This window comes from Rhodococcus quanlei (assembly GCF_055231015.1).
Genome location: NZ_JBUYWD010000011.1, coordinates 80,987 through 101,244 on the forward strand (window position 1 = coordinate 80,987; position 20,258 = coordinate 101,244).

At 63.7% G+C, this 20,258-nt stretch carries 23 protein-coding genes and 1 pseudogene; 9 read left to right on the plus strand and 15 right to left on the minus strand.

Going from position 1 to position 20,258, the window contains the following annotated elements; all coding sequences use genetic code 11:
- Positions 1-6 precede the first annotated feature (6 nt).
- The 4 genes from mftD to mftA all read right to left on the minus strand — a co-directional run bounded on the left by mftD (position 7) and on the right by mftA (position 2,886).
- A complete protein-coding gene (gene mftD, locus ACZI8Q_RS09255) occupies positions 7-1,188 on the minus strand; it encodes a pre-mycofactocin synthase MftD (RefSeq protein ID WP_463373227.1) in 1,182 nt (393 codons plus the stop codon).
- Positions 1,189-1,200: 12 nt separating this feature from the next.
- Positions 1,201-2,421 carry a mycofactocin radical SAM maturase gene (mftC, locus tag ACZI8Q_RS09260; RefSeq protein ID WP_463373228.1) on the minus strand — a complete coding sequence of 407 codons (1,221 nt, stop codon included), beginning with the start codon at positions 2,419-2,421 and terminating at the stop codon, positions 1,201-1,203.
- Between the two features lie 67 nt (positions 2,422-2,488).
- Positions 2,489-2,788, minus strand: a complete 300-nt coding sequence (mftB, locus tag ACZI8Q_RS09265; protein WP_463373229.1) for a mycofactocin biosynthesis chaperone MftB — start codon at positions 2,786-2,788, stop codon at positions 2,489-2,491.
- Positions 2,789-2,790: 2 nt separating this feature from the next.
- Positions 2,791-2,886 (minus strand): mycofactocin precursor MftA, encoded by a 96-nt coding sequence (mftA, locus tag ACZI8Q_RS09270; RefSeq protein ID WP_463373230.1) that lies wholly within the window; start codon positions 2,884-2,886, stop codon positions 2,791-2,793.
- 123 nt (positions 2,887-3,009) lie between these two features.
- Here mftA and mftR point away from each other — a divergent pair, with 123 nt between their 5' ends.
- Both mftR and mftM read left to right on the plus strand, forming a co-directional pair.
- Complete coding sequence (mftR, locus tag ACZI8Q_RS09275) at positions 3,010-3,630, plus strand: mycofactocin system transcriptional regulator (protein ID WP_463373231.1); 621 nt, start codon at positions 3,010-3,012, stop codon at positions 3,628-3,630.
- The gene (gene mftM, locus ACZI8Q_RS09280) at positions 3,627-4,550 is read left to right on the plus strand and encodes a mycofactocin oligosaccharide methyltransferase MftM (protein ID WP_463373232.1); all 924 of its coding nucleotides are present in this window, start codon (positions 3,627-3,629) and stop codon (positions 4,548-4,550) included. The genes mftR and mftM overlap by 4 nt, the downstream gene beginning before the upstream one ends.
- Here the strand turns inward: mftM and ACZI8Q_RS09285 are convergent.
- The gene (locus ACZI8Q_RS09285) at positions 4,495-5,109 is read right to left on the minus strand and encodes an NAD(P)H-dependent oxidoreductase (RefSeq protein WP_463373233.1); all 615 of its coding nucleotides are present in this window, start codon (positions 5,107-5,109) and stop codon (positions 4,495-4,497) included. The genes mftM and ACZI8Q_RS09285 overlap by 56 nt on opposite strands.
- Before the next feature lie 77 nt (positions 5,110-5,186).
- Between ACZI8Q_RS09285 and ACZI8Q_RS09290 the strand changes: the two genes are divergently transcribed.
- On the plus strand, positions 5,187-5,762 hold the full coding sequence (locus ACZI8Q_RS09290; RefSeq protein WP_463373234.1) for a TetR/AcrR family transcriptional regulator: 576 nt from the start codon (positions 5,187-5,189) through the stop codon (positions 5,760-5,762).
- Here the strand turns inward: ACZI8Q_RS09290 and ACZI8Q_RS09295 are convergent.
- Entirely contained in the window at positions 5,759-7,438 is a 1,680-nt protein-coding gene (locus ACZI8Q_RS09295; RefSeq protein WP_463373235.1) for an ABC transporter permease, read from the minus strand. The genes ACZI8Q_RS09290 and ACZI8Q_RS09295 overlap by 4 nt on opposite strands.
- Positions 7,435-8,373 carry an ABC transporter ATP-binding protein gene (locus ACZI8Q_RS09300; protein WP_463373236.1) on the minus strand — a complete coding sequence of 313 codons (939 nt, stop codon included), beginning with the start codon at positions 8,371-8,373 and terminating at the stop codon, positions 7,435-7,437. The genes ACZI8Q_RS09295 and ACZI8Q_RS09300 overlap by 4 nt, the downstream gene beginning before the upstream one ends.
- 75 nt (positions 8,374-8,448) lie before the next feature.
- Here ACZI8Q_RS09300 and ACZI8Q_RS09305 point away from each other — a divergent pair, with 75 nt between their 5' ends.
- Positions 8,449-8,943, plus strand: a complete 495-nt coding sequence (locus tag ACZI8Q_RS09305) for a GbsR/MarR family transcriptional regulator (protein ID WP_463373237.1) — start codon at positions 8,449-8,451, stop codon at positions 8,941-8,943.
- A gap of 169 nt (positions 8,944-9,112) precedes the next feature.
- Positions 9,113-10,168, plus strand: coding sequence for a 2Fe-2S iron-sulfur cluster-binding protein (locus ACZI8Q_RS09310; RefSeq protein ID WP_463373238.1), 1,056 nt, complete (start codon positions 9,113-9,115; stop codon positions 10,166-10,168).
- A gap of 1 nt (position 10,169) precedes the next feature.
- Here the strand turns inward: ACZI8Q_RS09310 and ACZI8Q_RS09315 are convergent, their stop codons facing one another.
- Both ACZI8Q_RS09315 and ACZI8Q_RS09320 read right to left on the minus strand, forming a co-directional pair.
- Positions 10,170-10,766, minus strand: coding sequence for a CHAP domain-containing protein (locus tag ACZI8Q_RS09315; RefSeq protein WP_463373239.1), 597 nt, complete (start codon positions 10,764-10,766; stop codon positions 10,170-10,172).
- Positions 10,767-10,775: 9 nt separating this feature from the next.
- A pseudogene (locus ACZI8Q_RS09320) lies at positions 10,776-10,901 on the minus strand (hypothetical protein); the annotation flags it as partial.
- A 216-nt stretch (positions 10,902-11,117) separates the two neighbouring features.
- Between ACZI8Q_RS09320 and ACZI8Q_RS09325 the strand changes: the two are divergent.
- The 4 genes from ACZI8Q_RS09325 to ACZI8Q_RS09340 all read left to right on the plus strand — a co-directional run bounded on the left by ACZI8Q_RS09325 (position 11,118) and on the right by ACZI8Q_RS09340 (position 13,430).
- On the plus strand, positions 11,118-11,642 hold the full coding sequence (locus ACZI8Q_RS09325; RefSeq protein WP_463373240.1) for a GNAT family N-acetyltransferase: 525 nt from the start codon (positions 11,118-11,120) through the stop codon (positions 11,640-11,642).
- A 110-nt stretch (positions 11,643-11,752) separates the two neighbouring features.
- Positions 11,753-12,130, plus strand: a complete 378-nt coding sequence (locus tag ACZI8Q_RS09330; protein ID WP_463373241.1) for an SPW repeat domain-containing protein — start codon at positions 11,753-11,755, stop codon at positions 12,128-12,130.
- Between the two features lie 87 nt (positions 12,131-12,217).
- On the plus strand, positions 12,218-12,838 hold the full coding sequence (locus ACZI8Q_RS09335; protein ID WP_463373242.1) for a TetR/AcrR family transcriptional regulator: 621 nt from the start codon (positions 12,218-12,220) through the stop codon (positions 12,836-12,838).
- A 13-nt stretch (positions 12,839-12,851) separates the two neighbouring features.
- Positions 12,852-13,430 carry a DUF4334 domain-containing protein gene (locus tag ACZI8Q_RS09340; protein WP_463373243.1) on the plus strand — a complete coding sequence of 193 codons (579 nt, stop codon included), beginning with the start codon at positions 12,852-12,854 and terminating at the stop codon, positions 13,428-13,430.
- 18 nt (positions 13,431-13,448) lie between these two features.
- Here ACZI8Q_RS09340 and ACZI8Q_RS09345 read toward each other — a convergent pair whose 3' ends face one another.
- The 6 genes from ACZI8Q_RS09345 to rpsL all read right to left on the minus strand — a co-directional run bounded on the left by ACZI8Q_RS09345 (position 13,449) and on the right by rpsL (position 19,948).
- Positions 13,449-14,216, minus strand: coding sequence for a glutamate racemase (locus tag ACZI8Q_RS09345; RefSeq protein ID WP_463373244.1), 768 nt, complete (start codon positions 14,214-14,216; stop codon positions 13,449-13,451).
- 27 nt (positions 14,217-14,243) lie between these two features.
- Positions 14,244-15,425 (minus strand): NAD(P)/FAD-dependent oxidoreductase, encoded by a 1,182-nt coding sequence (locus tag ACZI8Q_RS09350; RefSeq protein WP_463373245.1) that lies wholly within the window; start codon positions 15,423-15,425, stop codon positions 14,244-14,246.
- Positions 15,426-15,578: 153 nt separating this feature from the next.
- Entirely contained in the window at positions 15,579-16,769 is a 1,191-nt protein-coding gene (gene tuf / locus ACZI8Q_RS09355) for an elongation factor Tu (RefSeq protein ID WP_463373246.1), read from the minus strand.
- 88 nt (positions 16,770-16,857) lie between these two features.
- The gene (gene fusA / locus ACZI8Q_RS09360; RefSeq protein ID WP_463373495.1) at positions 16,858-18,960 is read right to left on the minus strand and encodes an elongation factor G; all 2,103 of its coding nucleotides are present in this window, start codon (positions 18,958-18,960) and stop codon (positions 16,858-16,860) included.
- A 143-nt stretch (positions 18,961-19,103) separates the two neighbouring features.
- Positions 19,104-19,574: a 30S ribosomal protein S7 gene (rpsG, locus tag ACZI8Q_RS09365; protein ID WP_072738343.1), complete on the minus strand. Its 471-nt coding sequence runs from the start codon at positions 19,572-19,574 to the stop codon at positions 19,104-19,106.
- On the minus strand, positions 19,574-19,948 hold the full coding sequence (rpsL, locus tag ACZI8Q_RS09370; protein WP_169648024.1) for a 30S ribosomal protein S12: 375 nt from the start codon (positions 19,946-19,948) through the stop codon (positions 19,574-19,576). Before rpsL ends, rpsG begins: the two co-directional genes overlap by 1 nt.
- Positions 19,949-20,258 lie beyond the last annotated feature (310 nt).

The window sequence follows — 20,258 nt, forward strand, 5'->3', positions numbered from 1 at the left end:
AGGGAGTCAGGACTCGATGCCCAGGTCCCGCCGGAACCCGGGCGGGATCACGATGTCGGACGGACCGAGATCGTGAATCGACGAGCGTCCCAAGCCGAGAAGTGCCGAATCGACACCGCCGCGCAGGATGTCGAGGACGTTCTCGACACCGGCCTGACCGTTCGCGGAAAGACCCCACAGGTAGGCGCGACCGATCATCACGGCCTTCGCTCCCAGTGCCACGGCCTTGACCACATCGCTACCGCGGCGCACGCCGCCGTCGAGTGTCACCTCGATCTGGTCGCCGACGGCGTCGACGATCGCGGGGAGAGCCCGGATGGGTGCGGGGGTGCCATCGAGATTGTTGCCACCGTGGTTCGAGACCGAGATGGCGGTGACACCGGCGTCGACGGCGCGCTTGGCGTCGTCCACGCGCATCACGCCCTTGAGCATGAACGGACCTCCCCACTGTTCACGCAGCCATTTCACATCGTCCCATGTCGGCAAGGGTGTCCCCATCCACTCGCCGTAGGCGCCGAAGAAGGTGGGGGCCTCACCGCCGGGAGGGGTGAGGTTCGGGGTCGTCAGGTCGGGCACCCGGCCCGTCTTGGCGAAATCCATCAACCACTTGGGACGCGTGAGCCCCTCGGGCGCGAACTTCATCATCGCCTTGAGGTCCATCTTCTCGGGGATGGATGGGCTGCCCCAGTCACGTCCGTTGGAGAACGACCAGTCGAGTGTCATGATGAGCCCGGTTGCACCGGCAGCACGGGCCCGCTCCATCCGCTGCACCAGTGTTTCTCGGTCACCCACCCAGTACATCTGGAAGAACGTCTGCGGATTCGCTTGCGCCACTTCCTCGATGGACTTACTCGCGAAGGAACTCAGCCCCATCGCGATTCCGCGTGCCGCCGCTGCGCGGGCAACCGCGACCTCACCGTCCGGGTGAACTGCTTGCACACCGGTCGGCGAGATCATCACCGGAAACGACAGAGGCTGACCCATGACCGAGGTCGCCAGATCTCGCTTGTCGGACAGGCCCGCGACGTGCGGCGCGAATCCGAGCTCCGAGAACGCCTTGACGTTGTCGTCGGTGGTGAGACCAGCTTCCGATCCGGCCACCAGTGCCGAGTACACCGACTTGGGGAGCCGCTTCTTCGCGCGACGCTGCGCTTCGGCGACCGTTTCGAACCAGGCGTTGTTGCCCATCACGCAAATCCTCTACTTCATTCCCGCAAGCGGGTTCTCGTCACAGATCTTGGCTGGGGGACGCGTCATGAGCGTCAGCGGAACCGGAGCACGCGGAGTCTTGCGCTTGCCGGTTCGTGAGTGGTCGACGCTCGACTTGGGAATCTCACCACGCGAGTCCGCGAGCAAGTTTTCGCCGTAGCCCTGCACACATTCGGGGTCGGGGCCGTCCATCGGGAGCCCGGTGAAGAACTTGGCCGCCATGCATCCGCCACGGCACGAGTCGTAGTGGTCGCACTTCGCACACGCTCCGCCGGTCTGCGGTGAGCGCAACTCCCGAAACAGGTCGGAGTGCTGCCACACTTCCTGGAACCCGCCGTCCGACAAGATGTTTCCGGCCAGGAATTGATCGTGAATGGCGAACGGGCAGGCGTACACGTCGCCGACCGGATCGATGAGGCAGACCACGCGGCCGGCACCACACAGGTTCAGGCCGGGCAGAGCATCTCCGTAAGCGGACAGGTGGAAGAACGAGTCACCGGTGAGAACGCCGTCACCACGCGCCACGAGCCAGTCGTACAACTCGCGCTGCTGATCCTGGGTGGGATGCAGGTCGTCCCACACATCTGCGCCACGTCCGGACGGACGAAGCCGGGTGATGCGAAGTGTTGCGCCGTACTTGTCCGCCAGATCCTTGAAGTCGTCGAGCTGGCTCACATTGTGCCGAGTGACGACGATGGAGATCTTGGCGTCCTCGAACCCGGCTTCCGCCAGATTCTCGAGCGCCCGTGTCGCCATGTCGAACGAGCCCGGTCCACGAACCGCGTCGTTCACCTCGGCCGTGGCACCGTCCAGAGAGATCTGCACATCCACGTAGTCACTGGCCGCGAGACGGGCCGCCACCTTCTTGTCGATCTTCACCCCGTTGGTGGAGAACTTCACACCCACCTGATGGTCGGTCGCGTAGTCGACGAGCTCCCAGAAGTCCGAGCGCACAGTGGGTTCGCCGCCGCCGATATTCACGTAGAACACCTGCATGCGCTGCAGCTCGTCGATGATCGACTTGCACTGTTCGGTGCTGAGCTCGTTCGGGTCACGCCGCCCGGACGAAGACAGGCAGTGCACACACGACAGGTTGCACGCGTAGGTCAATTCCCACGTCAGACAGATGGGGGCGTCGAGCCCGAGTTCGAACTGGTCGACCAATCGGCCGACCGGAGCGGGACTCGCGGTGGGTTCTAGCACTGAGGTCATGGGGGTCCCCTAATACGGAGGTTGTGCACGTACGAAGCCCGAGGCAGGTAAGAAATGAGGGCGCAGGTCAGGCGGGAACGATCATGCGCGAGTCGGCGAGGGCGGCGAGAGCCCTCGCGTACTGAGGGGTTGCCGCATCGTCGATCCCCTGGGCCCGCAGTGCCGATCGCACATCAGCGTGATCGGGCAGTGCTTCCACAACAGCGACGATCTTGCGGTTCTTGAGAAACGACAGCTTCCTGGTGCCGAAGTGGTAGAGCAGCGCCCCGAAAGGTTCGGGGCGCAGCGCCACCTGCGGATGGATCTTCCATCCGACGTCGAGATCGATCGCGCCGGCGCCTGCCGGAGCAGGTGTTGGAGCGGACATGATCAGTACACGCCGCACATACCGTCGATCGAGACCTCTTCTACCAGGGACTCCTCGACCAGTTCGGTATCGATGGTGTTGTTCTCACGGTCCGACATGGATCCTCCTGTAGGTAGCGGCGTTCGCCGCAGGATGCGCGTCATATTCGACATGGTCTGTGACTTGCTTCACCACCATAATGGCATCGAGTGCATAATGACAGGGGTGGAGGTGAGATTTGCATGAGAAGCCGACGTAAACCGTTTAGTCGGGTGGGTCGGCGTCCGTCCACCACCCAGGACCGAATCGGCACGGTCGCCATCGAGTTGTTCACGACGCAGGGCTTCGAAACCACCAGCGTCGACGAGGTCGCTGCTGCGTGCGGAATCGCGCGGCGAACACTGTTTCGCTACTTCCCGTCGAAGAATGCGATTCCGTGGGGCGACTTCGACGAGCATCTTGCGATGATGCGCGTCGAACTCGCCTCGCTACCGGAGGATGTTTCACTCGCCGACGGTTTGACCACGTCGCTGCTGAACTTCAATACCGTGCCGGAATCCGAGGCCGCAATGCATCGCAAACGCATGAGACTCATCCTGAACACGCCTACGCTGCAGGCATACTCGTCGGTCATGTACGAGGGTTGGCGCAAGGTTGTGGCCGAGCATGTCGCTGCGCGTCTCGGACTGCAACCGACCGATCACGGTCCGCGAACGGTCGGCTACCTACTGCTCGCCGTTGCGATGTCCGCCTATGAACAGTGGCTCGAGGACGACACGCTCGAACTGACCGACCTCCTCGCCGCCGGCATGGCCTTGCTGTCGAACGGCCTGAGATGCTTCGACGCGAGCATCGCCTCATGAACGCCGCCACCTCACCCGAAACCCTCGATCCGCTGACACCGTGCCCGCCCGGTGTCTGGTCACACGGCCGTGTCACCGTGCGACGTGTTCCGAGTGGGCCGATCGAACTCACCCGCACCGGCAACGAACTTCTCGTCACACATGCACTTCGCCCCGAAGATCTCGGCGAGCGACTGGTCACCGAAGTGACAGCGTCGATCACAGACGCCGGCTTCGGGCAAGCCGAGTTCGAGTCGACGATGGTCGGTCTCGTTCGCTCCACGGTCGACGGTCCACTCGACTCATGGGAGGTCTACTACCGCAACTCGTTGCGCGACCTGATCGACGGAACGGCCGACTTCGCACCGATCCATGACAAGGCCGCCGAACTCGTGCGGGGGTCGGTGATCGACCTCGGGTCCTGTTTCGGATTTCTACCGCTGCGTCTGGCGCAGAGCGATGTTCACGTAACGGCCACCGACCTCGAGTCGGGGACCATGCGACTCCTCGATACGCTCGCGCCGCGTCTGGGGCTGTCCGTGAACACCATCGTGTGCAACGCGGCGCACGTTCCTGTCCCCGAGAACAGCGCGGACACCGTCACCGCCGTTCATCTGCTCGAGCACGTCGACGATTCGACAGGGGCCGCCGTCCTCACGGAGGCACTGCGCATCGCCTGCGAACGAGTGATCGTCGCGGTGCCCTACGAGGGCGAGGTACAAGCCTGCCACGGTCACGTTCGCACGTTCGATCACGCCGAACTCGAGCGACTCGGAGCGAACACCGGACACCCCTTCGAGGTGTTCGACCATCACGGCGGGTGGCTGGTGATCGACAACGACCAACCGGCCGATCAGGTCGACAGATCTCGACCGAGCATGCCCATCAATAGGCAGCTGCGCGTGCCAGGCCGGCGACGCGGGCTGCAACACCCTCACTGAGGCCACGGATCTCGGCGGCGAGAGCGTCGCGACTCTTCGTGTCCGACTCGTGCACGAAGGTGGTCGATCCCAGCGTGGCACCGCAGTACTCGATGATGCCGCGCTCGACCTGGGTCCGGAAGGCGTCGTACACGCCATGACGTTCGAAGCTCTCCGCATCGTCGGCGGCAACAGGGATCAGGTGGACGGTGAGCCGGTCCAGCTTCTTCACGAATCCACCCTCCTGGGTGACTTCGTACGCCCACCCGTCCACGAAAACGCGATCGATCCAGCCTTTGAGCAGTGCAGGCATCGACCACCAATACACCGGAAACACGATGATCAGGTGATCTACACGGTCGATTCGCTTCTGCTCGGCAACCACGTCGGCGGGCACAGTCCCGTTGCCACGGAACAGATCCAGATCGGCTCGAGAGAATCGAGGGTCGAAGCGCTCGGCTTCCAGGTCGGCGATGTCGACTTCACCGCCCACTGCACGGACGGCGGCTGCAGTAGCTCGGGCGACATGCTGGGTCAGCGAGTCGGGATCGGAGTGGGACACTACGACGAGCGTGGTCATGAGCGGTTCCTTCAGTCGATGGACGCTTATGTACTAACAGTAGGTTACTATTTGTATATAGCGCAAGGAGGTGCCCGATGGCACGCACGAGACTGTCGCGGGCCGACAGATACAACCAACTTGTGGAGACGTCGTGGGCGCTGGTGCGAGCCGAATGCGCGGACGCACTGACCCTCGGCCGTTTGGCCGAACGTGCCGGCGTTGCAAAACCGGTCGTCTACAGCCATTTCGCTTCCCGCGCCGCATTGCTGACCGCCCTCTTCAAAGAGTTCGACGACCGTCAAACGGCGATGCTCGAGGAATATCTCGAGGCCGCGGAGCAGACGTTGGAAGGGCGCGCGAACGCCATCGCCAGCTCGTACGTCGGATGCACCCTGGCGCAGGGACGAGAACTGACGGGTGTGCTTGCGGCGCTGGAAGGATCGCCCGAACTCGAGCAGGTCAAACGCGAATCGGAGCACGCATACGCGGAACGATGCCGGGAAATACTTGCCCCGTTCAGCACCTTCGATGAACCTTCGCGGCCATCGATGACGGCAATGTTCGGTGCTGCGGAGGCACTCTCACACGCGGCAGTCGCGGGAACGCTCTCGCCCGACGAGGCCGAAAGCGAACTCGCCGCGATAATTGTCGCGATCGTCGGCAAAAACTAGGTCGACAGATCGCGGCGGCGGAACAGCACGATCCCCGCCGCCGCGGCGATCATGGCGACCACGGTCAACCAGATCAGCGGACCCGCCGTCACGTCCGCGGCCGGAACCGCAGGTATGTGACTGAACGGCGAAATATCGTGCACCGCATCCGGCAGCCCGAGCAGTGGGCCGAGCATGCCCGCAATGAGGCAGACGGCGAGCACTGCCCACGACAACCCGGTCGCGAGCGCGGGCAATGCGCCGAACAGCAAGATCGCCACGCCTACCACGACGAGGATCGCCGGAACGAACACCAGAGCGGCGACCGACAGGTCGACAATCTTCCCCGCGACGTCACCGGCAACCAATCCGTACGCCAACCCGGTCGCGACACCGGTCAGTATCTGCAACGCGAACACCCCTGCCACGACGATGACGACGTGGGACAGCGCCCAGCGTGGCTTACCGACAGAAGTAGCAAGAACCTGGTCGAGCCGGCCCGCCGCTTCCTCACCACGCATGTGCAGGAGCGCTTGTACCGCATAGGCGGCGACCGCTATGGCCATCATCGCGAAGATCGCCGCGAAGTAGGCGTCGACCATGTCGGAGGTACCGCCACCGAGCTTCGCCATCATGTCGGCCGCCTGATCACCATCACCGAGGAAGTCGTCGATCTGGTCCCCGATGGCTCCGTACGCAAGACCGACAGCTCCGATCGCCACTCCCCACCACAGGAGCGTGCCCCGTTGCATTCGCCACGCCGAACCGAGTGCGGTCGGGATAGAACGCGATGCCCGCTCGGGTCCCGGCTGTGTGGGGAACAGCCCGGCTCCGATATCGCGTCTTTCGGTCAGTGCGAATGCACCGAGCCCGCATGCCGCTGCGGCAACGACGAACAGCCCGAGAACCCACCATGCGTTCACGTCGTACGAACGAGTCAACTCGGCCCAGCCGACAGGAGACAGCCACGACGCCCATCCGGGTTCGACGCGAATTCCGTCGGCGGACACATCCCCCGACATGTCACCGAATGCGCGCAAGAGGAAGGCGAGTCCGAGAAGTGCGCCTCCGATTCCGTTCGCAGCGCGTGCACCGTCCGTCGCTTGTGCCGCAACGGCTGCAATGCCGGCAAAGACGATACCGACTCCGCCGACTCCCAATCCCAGTAATGCCGACCCGCCGAGCGGGAACCCCTGGGCAACAAGCACACCCATCACCAAGACGGCGAGAAGAAGATTTACCGCTGCCGCCACGGCGAGCGCAGCTGTGAGCAACGCCTTACGCCCCACCACCGACGCCTCCACCAACTCCGCCCGACCGGTCTCCTCGTTCTGCCGGGTATGCCGGACCACCATCAGAACGCTCATCAGACCAGCGGCCACGGCCATCAACATGACCGTCTGGTTCGCAACGATCGCTCCGGCACTGTCACCGGAGATGAGGCCACTGGTGGCCATGGCCACCGGCGACTTCGCGGTCGTCACCGCGAACTCGTGCAGTTCGGCCTGAGTGGAATACAGCCCCACCACACTCGACGCCGAGAATGCCATCAGCAGCGTCAGTGCGATCAGCCACACCGGAATCTGGACGCGATCTCGCCGGAGCACCAACCGAATCAGCCGTCGCGTCCCGGTGAACGGGCTCGCGCCTCGCCCGACAGTCGACGGCGAAGGGGCAGACAGCGTTGCGCTGCTCATGACGCCGACACCCGATTCTCGGCACTCGCGTGCGCCTTCCCTTCTCGTCCCAACTCGTCGCCATAGTGCCGAAGGAACAGTTCCTCCAACGTGGGCGGCGTGGACGTCAGGGAGCGCACACCGAACGAGAGCAGATGCCGCAGGACGCCGTCGATCTCGCTCGTGTCCACCTCGCAGGTTGCATGCAGTCCGTCGACCCGGACGTCGTGCACCCCACCGAGGTCCGCCAGCCCCGTGACCGGGCGTTCCGTCTCCGCAGTCACGGACGTGCGGGTCAGATGCCGCAACTCCGCGAGGCTTCCCGACTCTACGGTTCGCCCTTCCCGGATGATGCTGACGCGATCACACAAAGCCTCCACCTCGGCCAGGATGTGACTCGACAGCAACACCGTCTTGCCCGCGTCCGACGCTTCCTTTACGCAATCCTGGAAGACCGATTCCATCAGCGGGTCGAGCCCTGAGGTCGGTTCGTCCAGGATGTAGAGGTCGACGTCGGAGGCGAACGCGGCCACGAGGGCCACCTTCTGCCGGTTGCCTTTCGAGTAGGTGCGTGCCTTCTTCGCCGGGTCGAGGTCGAAGCGTTCGAGGAGGTCGAGTCGACGTGACTCGTCCAGTCCGCCGCGCAGGCCGGCGAGCAGGTCGATCGCCTCGCCTCCGGTCAGGTTCGGCCACAGGTTCACGTCGCCGGGGACGTATGCGAGTCGCCTGTGGAGCCCAACAGCGTCGTGCCAGGGATCGCCACCGAGTAATCGCACCGAACCGGAGTCGGATCGAAGCAGCCCGAGTATCACCCGAATGGTGGTCGACTTCCCGGAGCCGTTCGGCCCGAGGAAACCGTGCACCTGGCCTGTGGTCACTTCGAGATCGAGGCCGTCGAGCGCTCGCGTCGATCCGAAGGTCTTTACGAGGTTCTCTACCGCGATTGCAGCTACCATGATTCGGAGACTACACTTACTTCACGAATGTGTGAAGGTTTTAAATTCACAAGAATACCTGAAGGACTGGAACACTTGAGCGCATCGACGCCGCACACTCCGCCACAGTCGACGGACTCCGACGAACTTCGCCATTTCGTCGAACAACTCTCGCTCGTCCTCGTCACGATGGGCGTGCCCCCCATGCCCGCGCGCGTATGGGCCGCCATGATGGCCGACGATGCCGAGACGGCAACCCCAGGAGAGTTGAGCACCGGCCTGGACGTCAGCCCGGCAGCCATTTCCGGCGCGCTTCGCTACCTTGTCCAGGTGGGCTTGATCGAGCGAGTGCCCATGCCCGGCTCACGACGGCAGCACTATCGCGTCAGTGCGGAGATGTGGACGGAATCGTTCATGAAGCGTCAGAGCGCACTTGCCGAGTTCTCCAAGGTAGCCACAAAAGGCTTGGGGCTGCTGGGTGAGCACAGTGTTGCCGGTGAACGGATCGCCGAGGTTCGCGACTTCTTCGATTTCATCGCGGACCAGATGCCGCGCATCCTCACCGATTGGCGCGCCAGCCGCAACCGCTGACGACACCCACCCCATCCGAACCGATGTCGCACCCGTTCTACTCACGCGAACCGGTGGGACACTGGCCGGGGAACGGGTGTACCCACGAGTTCGCTGCTGCTACCCTGAAACTAGAACACGTTCTACCGCTTGGTTACGAGCGGTGCATCAGGAGAGGACCATAGCCGCGATGACGACAGTCGAGGTGCCGCACAGCTCCCGATCGGTGCTGCTCACCGTATCGAAGGTGATCGAGGAAACGACCGATGCCTGCTCCATCGTCTTCGACATCCCGGCCGATCTCGCCGACAAGTTTCAGTACAAGCCCGGCCAGTTCCTGACCCTGCGCATCCCCAGCGATCTCACCGGATCGGTGGCGCGGTGCTACTCGTTGGCCAGCTCACCGTTCACCGATGACGCACCCAAGGTCACGGTCAAGCGGACCGCGGACGGCTACGGCTCCAACTGGCTGTGCGACAACCTGGACGTGGGCGACTCCGTCGAGGTGCTCCCGCCGTCCGGCGTGTTCAGCCCGAAGTCGCTCGATCACGACTTCCTTCTGTTCGGAGCGGGAAGCGGGATCACCCCCGTCGTCTCGATCCTGAAATCAGCGCTCACCGAGGGCACCGGGAAGGTCGTGCTCTTCTACGCGAACCGCGACGAGAAATCGGTGATCTTCGCCGACGAACTGCGCGCACTGTCCAAGCAGTACCCGTCGCGTCTGGTCGTCATCCACTGGATCGAGACGCTGCAAGGGCTGCCGAGTGCCGACCAGTTGTCCAACATCGTCTCGCCCTACCTCGCTCACGAGGCATTCATGTGCGGGCCCACCCCGTTCATGGACACCATCCACAAGGCACTGGCGGATGCCGGAATGCCCCGCACCCAGGTGCACGCCGAGGTGTTCAACTCCCTCGCCGGTGACCCGTTCCGCGACGCGGACGTCGTGGAGGTCTCCGAAGAAGAAGCGGCCGATGCGGCCACCGTGGAGGTCGAACTCGACGGGGAAACCCACAACATGTCGTGGCCACGCAAGCAGACGCTCGTCGACATCATGCTCGCCAAGGGCATCGATGTTCCGTACTCCTGCCAGGAAGGTGAATGCGGGTCCTGCGCCTGCACGGTCCTCGAAGGCAAGGTCGAAATGGAGAACAGCGAGATCCTCGACCCCGAGGACATCGAAGCCGGCTACATCCTGGGCTGCCAGGCCCGCCCGGTCACCGATCACCTCAAGATCGAGTTCTGAGCTACCCGAGGCGGCCGAATCCGATGACAGCGGAATCGTCCGCCCAGTCGAGGGTGTGCACTCGAATCTTGCCGAGTTCGTTGCCACCGACCGTGATCGCGGTGTCACCGTCCACAGCCACGACGAAATTGGTGTGCTGCCCTACCCACATGTCGTTGTCGTAGAGCACCACGTCGCCCACCACCGGCTGATAGCCGCTGCCCACCGGCTCGTATCGCGACTGCGATCGGTAGTACTCGCGCAGCGTGTACACGCCCGGGATTCGCCAGTGTCCGGAATTCGGATTCGAGAACGGCTCACCCGCCTCACGCATGATCCAGCTGACGAAGTTGGCACACCACGGTTGCTCGGCACCTTCGGAATAGAAGGTGCCCGGCCGTTGCTTTTCGTGCTCGACCTCGAGCAGCCCGACGATGTCGGCTTGCAGGGGTGACAGCGCCGACGCGTCCACGTCGGGAAAGTCCGCCGAGTCCCACGGCAGGTAGCGCGACGGCGCCCACCACAACACCCCCGCCACGACCACGACGAGTGCCGACGCCAGTGCGACGAGTACGAGTCCGAGTCGCGCGTGGCGCCGCACCGGCGCTGGATCTGTCATACCTCGAATCTATCCGTACACAGGGGACGCCTTGCACGGTAGGCCGCCCACTCCTCCGCGCTCAGGTGCTCGCAGGCGTTTGCCGACCTCTCGCAGCATCCACCCCGTTACCTTCTGTGTGAGGTCACGCCAGTCGGTGAGGACACGCTCCGCGAGCTCGAGTGTGGTGGGGGCATCGTCGCGGCGCGCACATCACCCTCGCCGTACTCGCCGGACCCGGTCTTGAAGAACCTCGACAAACTCGCCGCGTCATTCGGGTCCGAGACAGCGGCGAGTTCGCTCTTCACATGCGCGGCGTCGAGGGTCATAAAACATCATGATCCACATCTGCACGTGTGTGATGCTGGGGATGTGCCCCCTCGTGTCGTCGCGTACCAGCCCGAGCATCGCCCGGCCGTCGTCGAACTGTCGGAGCGAGCGTGGGAACCGGTATTCGCGCAACTCCACAAGTACGTGCCGCCCTACGTGTACAACGCGTTCTACCCGCGAGGCTGGTGGGAGCGGCAGCGACAGGACATAGAAGCCCTGCTGGACGTGGAGGCAGAGCACACGCTGATTGCGCTCGTCGACGAGAAGGTGTGTGGATGGGTGAGTGTGCGCCTCCATAAGGAGGACTCGATGGGTGAGATCTACATTCTCGCCGTCGACCCCGCTCACCAGGGGCAGGGCATCGCCAAGGCATTGTTGGCGGCCGGGCACGAGAAGATGCGGTCGGCCGGAATGACCATCGCGATGGTGGAGACCGGGGACGACCCGGGACACCGCAGCTCCCGTGCGAGTTACGAGAGTGTCGGCTACGAGAGATGGCCTGTCGCCCGGTACTTTCTCGACCTTTCCCGACCAACATTCGACTTACCCCAAAAGGTTACGGAATAGGGTTTGACCTGCGGCTCACGTTATCCGAATGCAACGGCCGAAAGTCTTGATCGGACGGTCAGTCGGGCGTGTACTTGAGGTGGACACAATCCGTTTCGAGGAGGCTGGACATGAAGTCGTGGAGTCGTATGCAGGATGTTGTGGCGGTGGTGATCGGTATCTTCGCATTGCTTTCACCGATGTGGCTCGACACCAACAACGCCGCTCAGTGGTCTCTCATCGTGCTCGGTGCGCTGATCGCACTGTCCGGTCTGGTCCACATGGCTCGCCCCGAAATGGGCTGGGCCGAATACGCGATGGGCATCATGGGTGTGCTGCTGTTCATCTCCCCCTGGGTGATGGGTTTCTCCGCAATGGCTGGAGCAGCCTGGACCGCATGGGTGGTCGGTGTACTGGCAGTGGTCGTCGCGGTCACCGGACTGCCGATGACGAGTTCTCGAATGCACGGGCACGGGATGCATCGACACGGAGGACTTGCCCCTCACTGACAACCGCATCACATCACATCGATACAGTTCCGACGGGGCGTGGGTAGCAACCCCCGCTCCGTCATTCACGTCGGGAGAACGCACACCGTGTCCAGACCACCCGCCCACCGTGCCGTGCCCAAACCACCCACTCGCAGTTCACCCACCCGTCGACGCGCTACACGCGACGGGCGAACCCGCGAACTGATTCTCGACGCGGCCGAAGAACTCATCGGCGGTGACGGTTACGACGCGACCTCCACATCCTCGATCGCCCAGTATGCCGGAGTGCCCAAAGGGCTCGTCTTCTACTACTTTCCGGCAAAGTCCGAGATTCTGCGTGCGCTGCTGACCGAGCGCCTGCTCACCGATCCATTGACGGACGTCACCGCCATCATCACACCCGGCGATCCGGCGCAAAGCCTCGTCGACTTCGATGCGCTCCTGAACCGGCGAGACCGGCACGCGCCGTTGTTGCGGCTGATCCTGTGGCGCGAGGCGGACATCCACCCCGACGTGTCCGCCCATCTGCGCCTGTTCCGTACCTATGTCCGCGACACCACCGTCCGGATCTTGCAGGCGAGCGTCCCCTACCCCGTCCAACCAGGCACACTGCAAGCGTGCGCGACCGCCTGGGTTGCTGCGACCTTCTCCACACGAAGCGACAGCCGCGACGAGTTGGGCAGTGTGGCGCGAGTGGTGGCGGCGGGAATGGTTCAACTTGGATGAAAGGACACGGCCGATGCGAGCTGACGATGATCCCGACACGCAACTCGATGATTCGTTCGAGACGATCCCGACTACCACGGACTCCGCGCTCGAGGCGTTCGATGCAGCCGACCCCGTCGACCCGGACTTCATGATCGGTACCTGGCGTGGTGCCGAACTCCCGACCGGTCACCCCATGGACGGAATGCTCGCGGCCACCGGTTGGTGGGGTAAGCAGTTCGTCGACACCGAGACCGTCCACCCGCTCCTCTTCCCCTCCCCCGGCCCACTTGGGCTGTGGGCACTCGATCCGGCGAAGGCATTCGGCGGGATGGCTCTCACCGACAAGCTGCCGTCATTCGCCACCCGATCGCTCGCGGGACCGATAACGGCCCTTCGGCCAATTCTCCGCACCCGGACGGCGAAAGCGCGTCTGCGCACGACGCGATACCGCGGCATCGACACCGCAACCATGGTTTACGACCAACTCCCGATCAACGACGTCTTTCGTCGACTGTCCGACGACGCTGTGTTCGGCGCCATGGACATGAAGGGTTCGAGCGCTCCCTACTTCTTCGTCCTGCGCAGGGACGAGTCACGAACGCTCGGTTGACCACGCGCCGTCAGAAGTTCACAGCAGCGACGGGGCAGCGAGAATGCGGCCGGCTTCGAAGTTCGCAGCGCTGGCGGGCAGGTCACCCGATCTGCCACTGAGATACACCCGGACGGTGCCCTGGCCTGTGGCCGGACGGCCGAGCGCATCGATCCGACGTAGCGTCTGCGCGGCCACGGCCTCGGCGCTGTCGAAGAGCCGCACTCCGTCGGGCAGAGCTGCGGAGATCTGCTCCGCCACCAGTGGGTAGTGAGTGCACCCCAGCACCACCCCGCCGGCATCGGCCGGGGTTCGCTCGACCGCGGACACGATGGCGTCGTACACCCGTTCCTTCTCGCCGCGGTCGATGGCCTCGGCGAGTCCGAGGCACGCGACGGGAACTACCGTGGCACCGTTTCCGAACTGGTCGATCAGGTCTGCCTGGTACCGACTGGCCGTAGTTGCCGCGGTGGCCCACACCGCGACTGTCGAACAGGCTGCCGCGGCGGGCTTGATCGCAGGGACGGTACCGATCACCGGAATGTCGGGGCCGACGAAGTCCCGTAGCTCACTCAGCGCGGTGACGCTCGCCGTGTTGCACGGCAGCACGATCACCTCGGCACCGCGATCGAGTGCCTGTTCCGCAGCCCCCACCACACGTTCGACGACCCACTCACCAGGTTTGGGCCCCCACGGTGCGCCGTCCGGGTCCATCGAGAGGATGAGGTCCAGGTCCGGGCGAAGCGTCCGCAACCACGCAGAGGTCGGCAACAAGCCCAGACCCGAGTCCATGAGTGCAACGATCACCACACGAATCTAGCGTGACCGTCCCCGCTACGCCGACGCAGCCTCCAACACGTCTGCGATCGGTGCAGCCCCGGCGATCTGACCACGCATCTTCATCACCTTGCCGGCGAGCCCGGCACCGACCACGCCCGCGAGCACACCCTCACGCTCGTAGTAGGCGAGGAACTTACGGCCGTCGTCCTTGACGACATGCACGGTGTCGCCGGCCGCGATGGTGCCGAGAGCCTGGATCTTCAGCCCGTACTGGTCGCTCCAGAAGTAGGGAACCTGGGCGGCAGCATCGGCGTCACCGGTCCCGGTCAGTGCTCCAGCCAGAATCTTCGCCTGTTCGCCGGCATTACTCCAGTGCTCCACCCGCTTGCGCCCACCGACCTCGACCTGCCAGGCAGCGACGTCACCCGCAGCCCACACATGCGGTGCGCTCGTCCTGCCCACTTCGTCGCACAGCACACCGTTCTCGACGTCGACGCCCGAGCCTTCGAGCCAGTCGGTGACCGGCACCGACCCGATCCCGATCGCCACCACGTCCACGTCGAGCTCGCTGCCATCGGTCAATACCGCGCGCGACACCCGTCCCTCGCCACGTAACTCGGCCAAACCTATCCCGGCGCGGAGATCGACACCGGCCTCTGTGTGCAGCCGGGCAACCAGCTCACCCACCTGCTCACCGAGTACGGAGGCCAACGGGGTGGGCTGCGGTTCGACCAGCACCACCTCGATGCCCGCCGACACCATGCTCGCGGCCAATTCGCAGCCGATGAATCCTGCGCCCACGATCAGCGCGCGTTTTCCGGGCGCCAGGTCGGCCCGCAACGCCAAGCTCTCGTCGATGGAACGCAATACGTGCACACCACCAAGATCGGGAAGTCCCCCTATCCGCCGTGGCGTGAGACCGGTCGCGATGACCAATTCGTCATAGGAGAGAACACTGCCGTCGGCCAGCGTCACCTCCTGTGCCGAAGTGTCGAGCCCGGAGGCAGCCGATCCGAGGCGCAGCTCGATGCGTTCGTCAGCGAAGTACTCACGGGGCTTGAGTGTCGTGTCGTCGCGCTCGCCTCGTACGACCTCCTTCGACAGCGGTGGCCGGTCGTAAGGCAGATGGGACTCCCCACCGACCAACACGAGTTCGCCATCGAACCCGGCACGCCGAAGCTCCTCCGCCGTGCGCAAGCCGGCAAGGCCTGCCCCTACGATCACTGTTCGCTGCACTGTCGAAACCTCATATCTATGGCGCTGTCGGTCACCTCACACAATACGAGAACAGGTTCCAGTTTTGGAACCTACGATCCCAAAGGCCGGCGAAAACGCCTGTGGCGCCCACCCCCGAGGGGATGAGCGCCACAGGGCAGAACCGAAGTCAGATCAGGAAACGATCTTCGTGACCTTGCCGGCGCCGACGGTACGGCCACCCTCGCGAATCGCGAAGCGCAGGCCCTCGTCCATGGCGACGGGCTGGATCAGCTTGACGGACATCTCGGTGTTGTCACCGGGCATGACCATCTCGGTGCCCTCGGGGAGGGTCACGACGCCCGTAACGTCCGTGGTACGGAAGTAGAACTGCGGGCGGTAGTTGTTGAAGAACGGCGTGTGGCGGCCACCCTCGTCCTTGGACAGAATGTATGCCTGGCCCTCGAACTCGGTGTGAGTGGTGGTGGTGCCGGGCTTGACGACAACCTGTCCACGCTCGACGTCTTCACGCTTGATACCACGAACGAGCAGACCGACGTTGTCGCCGGCCTCACCCGAGTCGAGAAGCTTACGGAACATCTCGATACCGGTGACCGTGGTCTTGGTCTTCTCTTCCTTGATGCCGACGATCTCGACGTCCTCGTTGACGTTGATGACGCCACGCTCGATACGACCGGTGACAACGGTGCCACGGCCGGTGATCGTGAAGACGTCCTCGACGGGCATGAGGAAGGGCTGGTCGGTTGCGCGAACCGGGTCCGGAATCGAGTCGTCGACAGCCTTCATGAGCTCGAGGATGCTCTCGCCCCACTTCTCGTCGCCCTCGAGGGCCTTGAGAGCGGAGACCTTGATGACCGGTGCGTCCTCGTCGAAGTCCTGTCCGGCGAGCAGCTCGCGGACCTCCATCTCGACGAGCTCGATGATCTCTTCGTCCTCGACCATGTCGGACTTGTTGAGGGCGACGAGGATGTACGGCACGCCGACCTGGCGAGCGAGCAGCACGTGCTCACGCGTCTGGGGCATCGGGCCGTCGGTGGCGGCAACCACGAGGATTGCGCCATCCATCTGGGCAGCACCGGTGATCATGTTCTTGATGTAGTCGGCGTGACCCGGGGCATCGACGTGCGCGTAGTGGCGCTTTTCCGTCTGGTACTCAACATGCGAGATGTTGATCGTGATACCGCGAGCCTTCTCCTCAGGAGCCTTGTCGATCTCGTCGAAGGCCGAGGCCTCGTTGAGATCCGGGTACGCCGTGTGCAGCACCTTGGTGATGGCCGCCGTCAGCGTGGTCTTGCCGTGGTCGACGTGACCGATGGTGCCGATGTTCACGTGCGGCTTCGTCCGCTCGAACTTCGCCTTCGCCACTTTGTGTCCTCCTGGACTGATTGTTGCTTGCGGTATGCAGCAGTGCGGTTGTGTTTATTTTTGTCGTGCTACGGGCAACAGGTAAAGATTACTCGCCGGTCGCCTTGGCGATGATTTCCTTCGAGACGTTCGCAGGAACCTCAGCGTAGGAATCGAACACCATGGAGAAGTTCGCACGGCCCTGGGTCTTCGACCGAAGGTCTCCGATGTAGCCGAACATCTCCGAGAGCGGAACCAGCGCCTTCACGACACGGGCACCACTGCGTTCCTCCATGGCCTGGATCTGGCCACGGCGGGAGTTCAGGTCGCCGATCACTTCACCCATGTAGTCCTCGGGTGTGGTGACCTCGACTGCCATGAGGGGCTCGAGAATGACCGGTCCGGCCTTGCGGGCAGCTTCCTTGAGTGCCTGCGAACCGGCGACCTTGAAGGCCATTTCGGACGAGTCGACGTCGTGGTAAGCGCCGTCGAGCAGCGTCAGCTTCATGTTGACCAGCGGGTAGCCGGCAAGAACGCCGTACTGCATGGCATCCTGCGCACCGGCATCGACCGACGGAATGTACTCGCGCGGAATGCGGCCACCGGTGACCTTGTTCTCGAACTCGTAGGTCGCACCGTCCTCGCCGGAGAACGGCTCGAGCGCGATGATCACCTTTGCGAACTGACCGGAACCACCGGTCTGCTTCTTGTGGGTGAAGTCGTGCTTCTCGACGGTCTTCGTGATGGTCTCGCGGTACGCGACCTGCGGCTTACCGACGTTGGCCTCGACCTTGAACTCGCGCTTCATGCGGTCGACGAGGATGTCGAGGTGGAGCTCGCCCATACCGCCGATGACGGTCTGGCCGGTCTCGTCGTCGAGCTCGACCGAGAAGGTCGGGTCCTCTTCGGCGAGCTTCTGGATCGCGACGCCCAGCTTTTCCTGGTCGGACTTGGTCTTCGGCTCGATCGAGACCTGGATGACCGGGTCCGGGAAGCTCATCGACTCGAGAACGACGGGGCTCGCCTGGTCACAGAGGGTGTCACCGGTGGTGGTGTCCTTGAGACCGATCATCGCGTAGATGTGGCCCGCCACTGCCTCGGGAACCGGGTTCTCCTTGTTGGCGTGCATCTGGAAGAGCTTGCCGATGCGCTCCTTCTTGCCCTTGGTGGCGTTGAGCACCTGCTGTCCCGGCTCGAGACGGCCGGAGTACACACGCACGAAGGTGAGCTTGCCGAAGAAGGGGTGTGCCGCAATCTTGAAGGCCAGAGCCGAGAAGGGCTCGTCCTTGGACGGCTTGCGGGTGATCTCTTCTTCCTCGTTGCCGAGGACGTGGCCGTGAACCTCACCGATGTCGAGCGGGTTCGGCAGGTAGTCGATGACCGCGTCGAGCATGGGCTGAACACCCTTGTTCTTGAACGCGGAACCACACAGCACCGGGTAGAGCTCGGAGGCGACGGTCATCTTGCGGATGGCGCCCTTGATCTCCGCGGTCGTGAGCTCTTCACCGCCGAAGTACTTCTCCATGAGCTCTTCGTCGGACTCGGCGACGGTCTCGAGCAGCTTCTCGCGGTACTCGGCGGCCTTGTCGGCGAGATCGGCGGGGATCTCCTCGATGGTGGCTTCCGCGCCGATGCCCACGGTGCCGCGCCAGGTGATGGCCTTCATCTCGACGAGGTCGACGACGCCGTCGAACTGGTCCTCTGCACCGATGGGGAGCTGCAGGACGAGCGGCTTCGCACCGAGACGGTCGATGATCGTCTGCACGGTGAAGTAGAAGTCCGCGCCCATCTTGTCCATCTTGTTGACGAAGCAGATGCGGGGGACGTCGTACTTGGCTGCCTGGCGCCAGACCTGCTCGGACTGAGGCTCGACGCCCTCCTTGCCGTCGAAGACAGCGACTGCGCCGTCGAGGACGCGCAGCGAACGCTCGACCTCGACCGTGAAGTCGACGTGGCCGGGGGTGTCGATGATGTTGATCTGGTTGTCGTTCCAGAAGCAGGTCACCGCGGCCGAGGTGATCGTGATGCCGCGCTCTTTCTCCTGCTCCATCCAGTCGGTGGTCGATGCACCGTCGTGGGTCTCACCGATCTTGTAGTTCACACCGGTGTAGTAGAGGATGCGCTCGGTGGTGGTGGTCTTGCCGGCATCGATGTGCGCCATGATGCCGATGTTGCGGACCTTTTTCAGGTCGGTCAGCACTTCCTGTGCCACAGGATTCTTCCCCACTCGTTGATTCGTGTCGGCCCGATCGGGCCACGTCTATTTGTGTTGTCAGCCGGCCCGCTGCGGAACCGACACTGCGACCGCCCACACCGGGCCGAGGGTGTTCGTGCTGCCCTCGGCCCGGTGGGTTGTCACCAGCGGTAGTGGGCGAACGCCTTGTTGGCTTCGGCCATCTTGTGCGTGTCCTCGCGACGCTTCACAGCGGCACCGAGGCCGTTGCTGGCATCGAGAAGCTCGTTGGCGAGACGCTCGACCATCGTCTTCTCACGACGCTGACGCGAGAAGGTGACCAGCCAGCGCAGAGCCAGCGTGGTGGAACGGCCGGGACGAACCTCGACCGGCACCTGGTAGGTGGCGCCACCGACACGGCGGCTGCGCACCTCGAGGGCGGGCTTGACGTTGTCCAGTGCGCGCTTGAGAGTGACGACCGGGTCGGTGCCGGTCTTCTCCCGCGCCTGCTCGAGCGCCTGGTAGACGATGCGCTCTGCAGTGGACTTCTTGCCGTCCAGCAGGATCTTGTTGACGAGCTGCGTCACCAGCGGCGATCCGTAGACCGGGTCGTTGATGAGCGGGCGCTTGGGAGCGGGGCCCTTACGTGGCATTAGCTCTTCTCCTTCTTCGCGCCGTAGCGGCTACGTGCCTGCTTGCGGTTCTTGACACCCTGGGTGTCGAGGGAGCCGCGGATGATCTTGTAGCGCACACCCGGGAGGTCCTTCACACGGCCACCGCGAACGAGCACCATCGAGTGCTCCTGCAGATTGTGCCCCTCACCGGGGATGTAGGCGGTGACCTCGACCGAGGTGGTCAGACGCACACGCGCGACCTTACGAAGCGCCGAGTTCGGCTTCTTCGGGGTGGTGGTGTACACGCGGGTGCACACGCCACGGCGCTGCGGGCTGCCCTTCAGGGCCGCGGTCTTGACCTTGGCGGCCTTGTCGCGGCGGCCCTTGCGGACCAGCTGATTGATGGTTGGCATAAACCGGCTTTCTTCGTTGGCACAGACTGCTCGAGACAAGCAACCTTGGCTGTTCTGAAATTAGGGATCTAGCAGTTGGGACAAGAGAGCTGCTGCCCCTCACTCGACCTCGCAATACGCAACGTTCACGTACCCCACGGTCGGGTGTGTCGCATACCCCCACACAGGCAGCCGGATGCTCGTTTCGTACACGAATCTGCACGAGCACGCGCGCGGCAATACCTTGCTAGGCACACAGGTCGGGCCCGGATTGGCCGGACACGACCCACAACGATACCCGGCGGCGCGGCGGAAGGTCAAAAGAAGCCCG

Coding starts and splice junctions, on each gene's coding strand:
- mftD (WP_463373227.1), bottom strand. CDS start 1,188: ATGGGCAACAACGCCTGGTTCGAAACGGTCGCCGAAGCGCAGCGTCGC.
- mftC (WP_463373228.1), bottom strand. CDS start 2,421: ATGACCTCAGTGCTAGAACCCACCGCGAGTCCCGCTCCGGTCGGCCGA.
- mftB (WP_463373229.1), bottom strand. CDS start 2,788: ATGTCCGCTCCAACACCTGCTCCGGCAGGCGCCGGCGCGATCGATCTC.
- mftA (WP_463373230.1), bottom strand. CDS start 2,886: ATGTCGGACCGTGAGAACAACACCATCGATACCGAACTGGTCGAGGAG.
- mftR (WP_463373231.1), top strand. CDS start 3,010: ATGAGAAGCCGACGTAAACCGTTTAGTCGGGTGGGTCGGCGTCCGTCC.
- mftM (WP_463373232.1), top strand. CDS start 3,627: ATGAACGCCGCCACCTCACCCGAAACCCTCGATCCGCTGACACCGTGC.
- ACZI8Q_RS09285 (WP_463373233.1), bottom strand. CDS start 5,109: ATGACCACGCTCGTCGTAGTGTCCCACTCCGATCCCGACTCGCTGACC.
- ACZI8Q_RS09290 (WP_463373234.1), top strand. CDS start 5,187: ATGGCACGCACGAGACTGTCGCGGGCCGACAGATACAACCAACTTGTG.
- ACZI8Q_RS09295 (WP_463373235.1), bottom strand. CDS start 7,438: ATGAGCAGCGCAACGCTGTCTGCCCCTTCGCCGTCGACTGTCGGGCGA.
- ACZI8Q_RS09300 (WP_463373236.1), bottom strand. CDS start 8,373: ATGGTAGCTGCAATCGCGGTAGAGAACCTCGTAAAGACCTTCGGATCG.
- ACZI8Q_RS09310 (WP_463373238.1), top strand. CDS start 9,113: ATGACGACAGTCGAGGTGCCGCACAGCTCCCGATCGGTGCTGCTCACC.
- ACZI8Q_RS09315 (WP_463373239.1), bottom strand. CDS start 10,766: ATGACAGATCCAGCGCCGGTGCGGCGCCACGCGCGACTCGGACTCGTA.
- ACZI8Q_RS09330 (WP_463373241.1), top strand. CDS start 11,753: ATGAAGTCGTGGAGTCGTATGCAGGATGTTGTGGCGGTGGTGATCGGT.
- ACZI8Q_RS09340 (WP_463373243.1), top strand. CDS start 12,852: ATGCGAGCTGACGATGATCCCGACACGCAACTCGATGATTCGTTCGAG.
- rpsG (WP_072738343.1), bottom strand. CDS start 19,574: ATGCCACGTAAGGGCCCCGCTCCCAAGCGCCCGCTCATCAACGACCCG.
- rpsL (WP_169648024.1), bottom strand. CDS start 19,948: ATGCCAACCATCAATCAGCTGGTCCGCAAGGGCCGCCGCGACAAGGCC.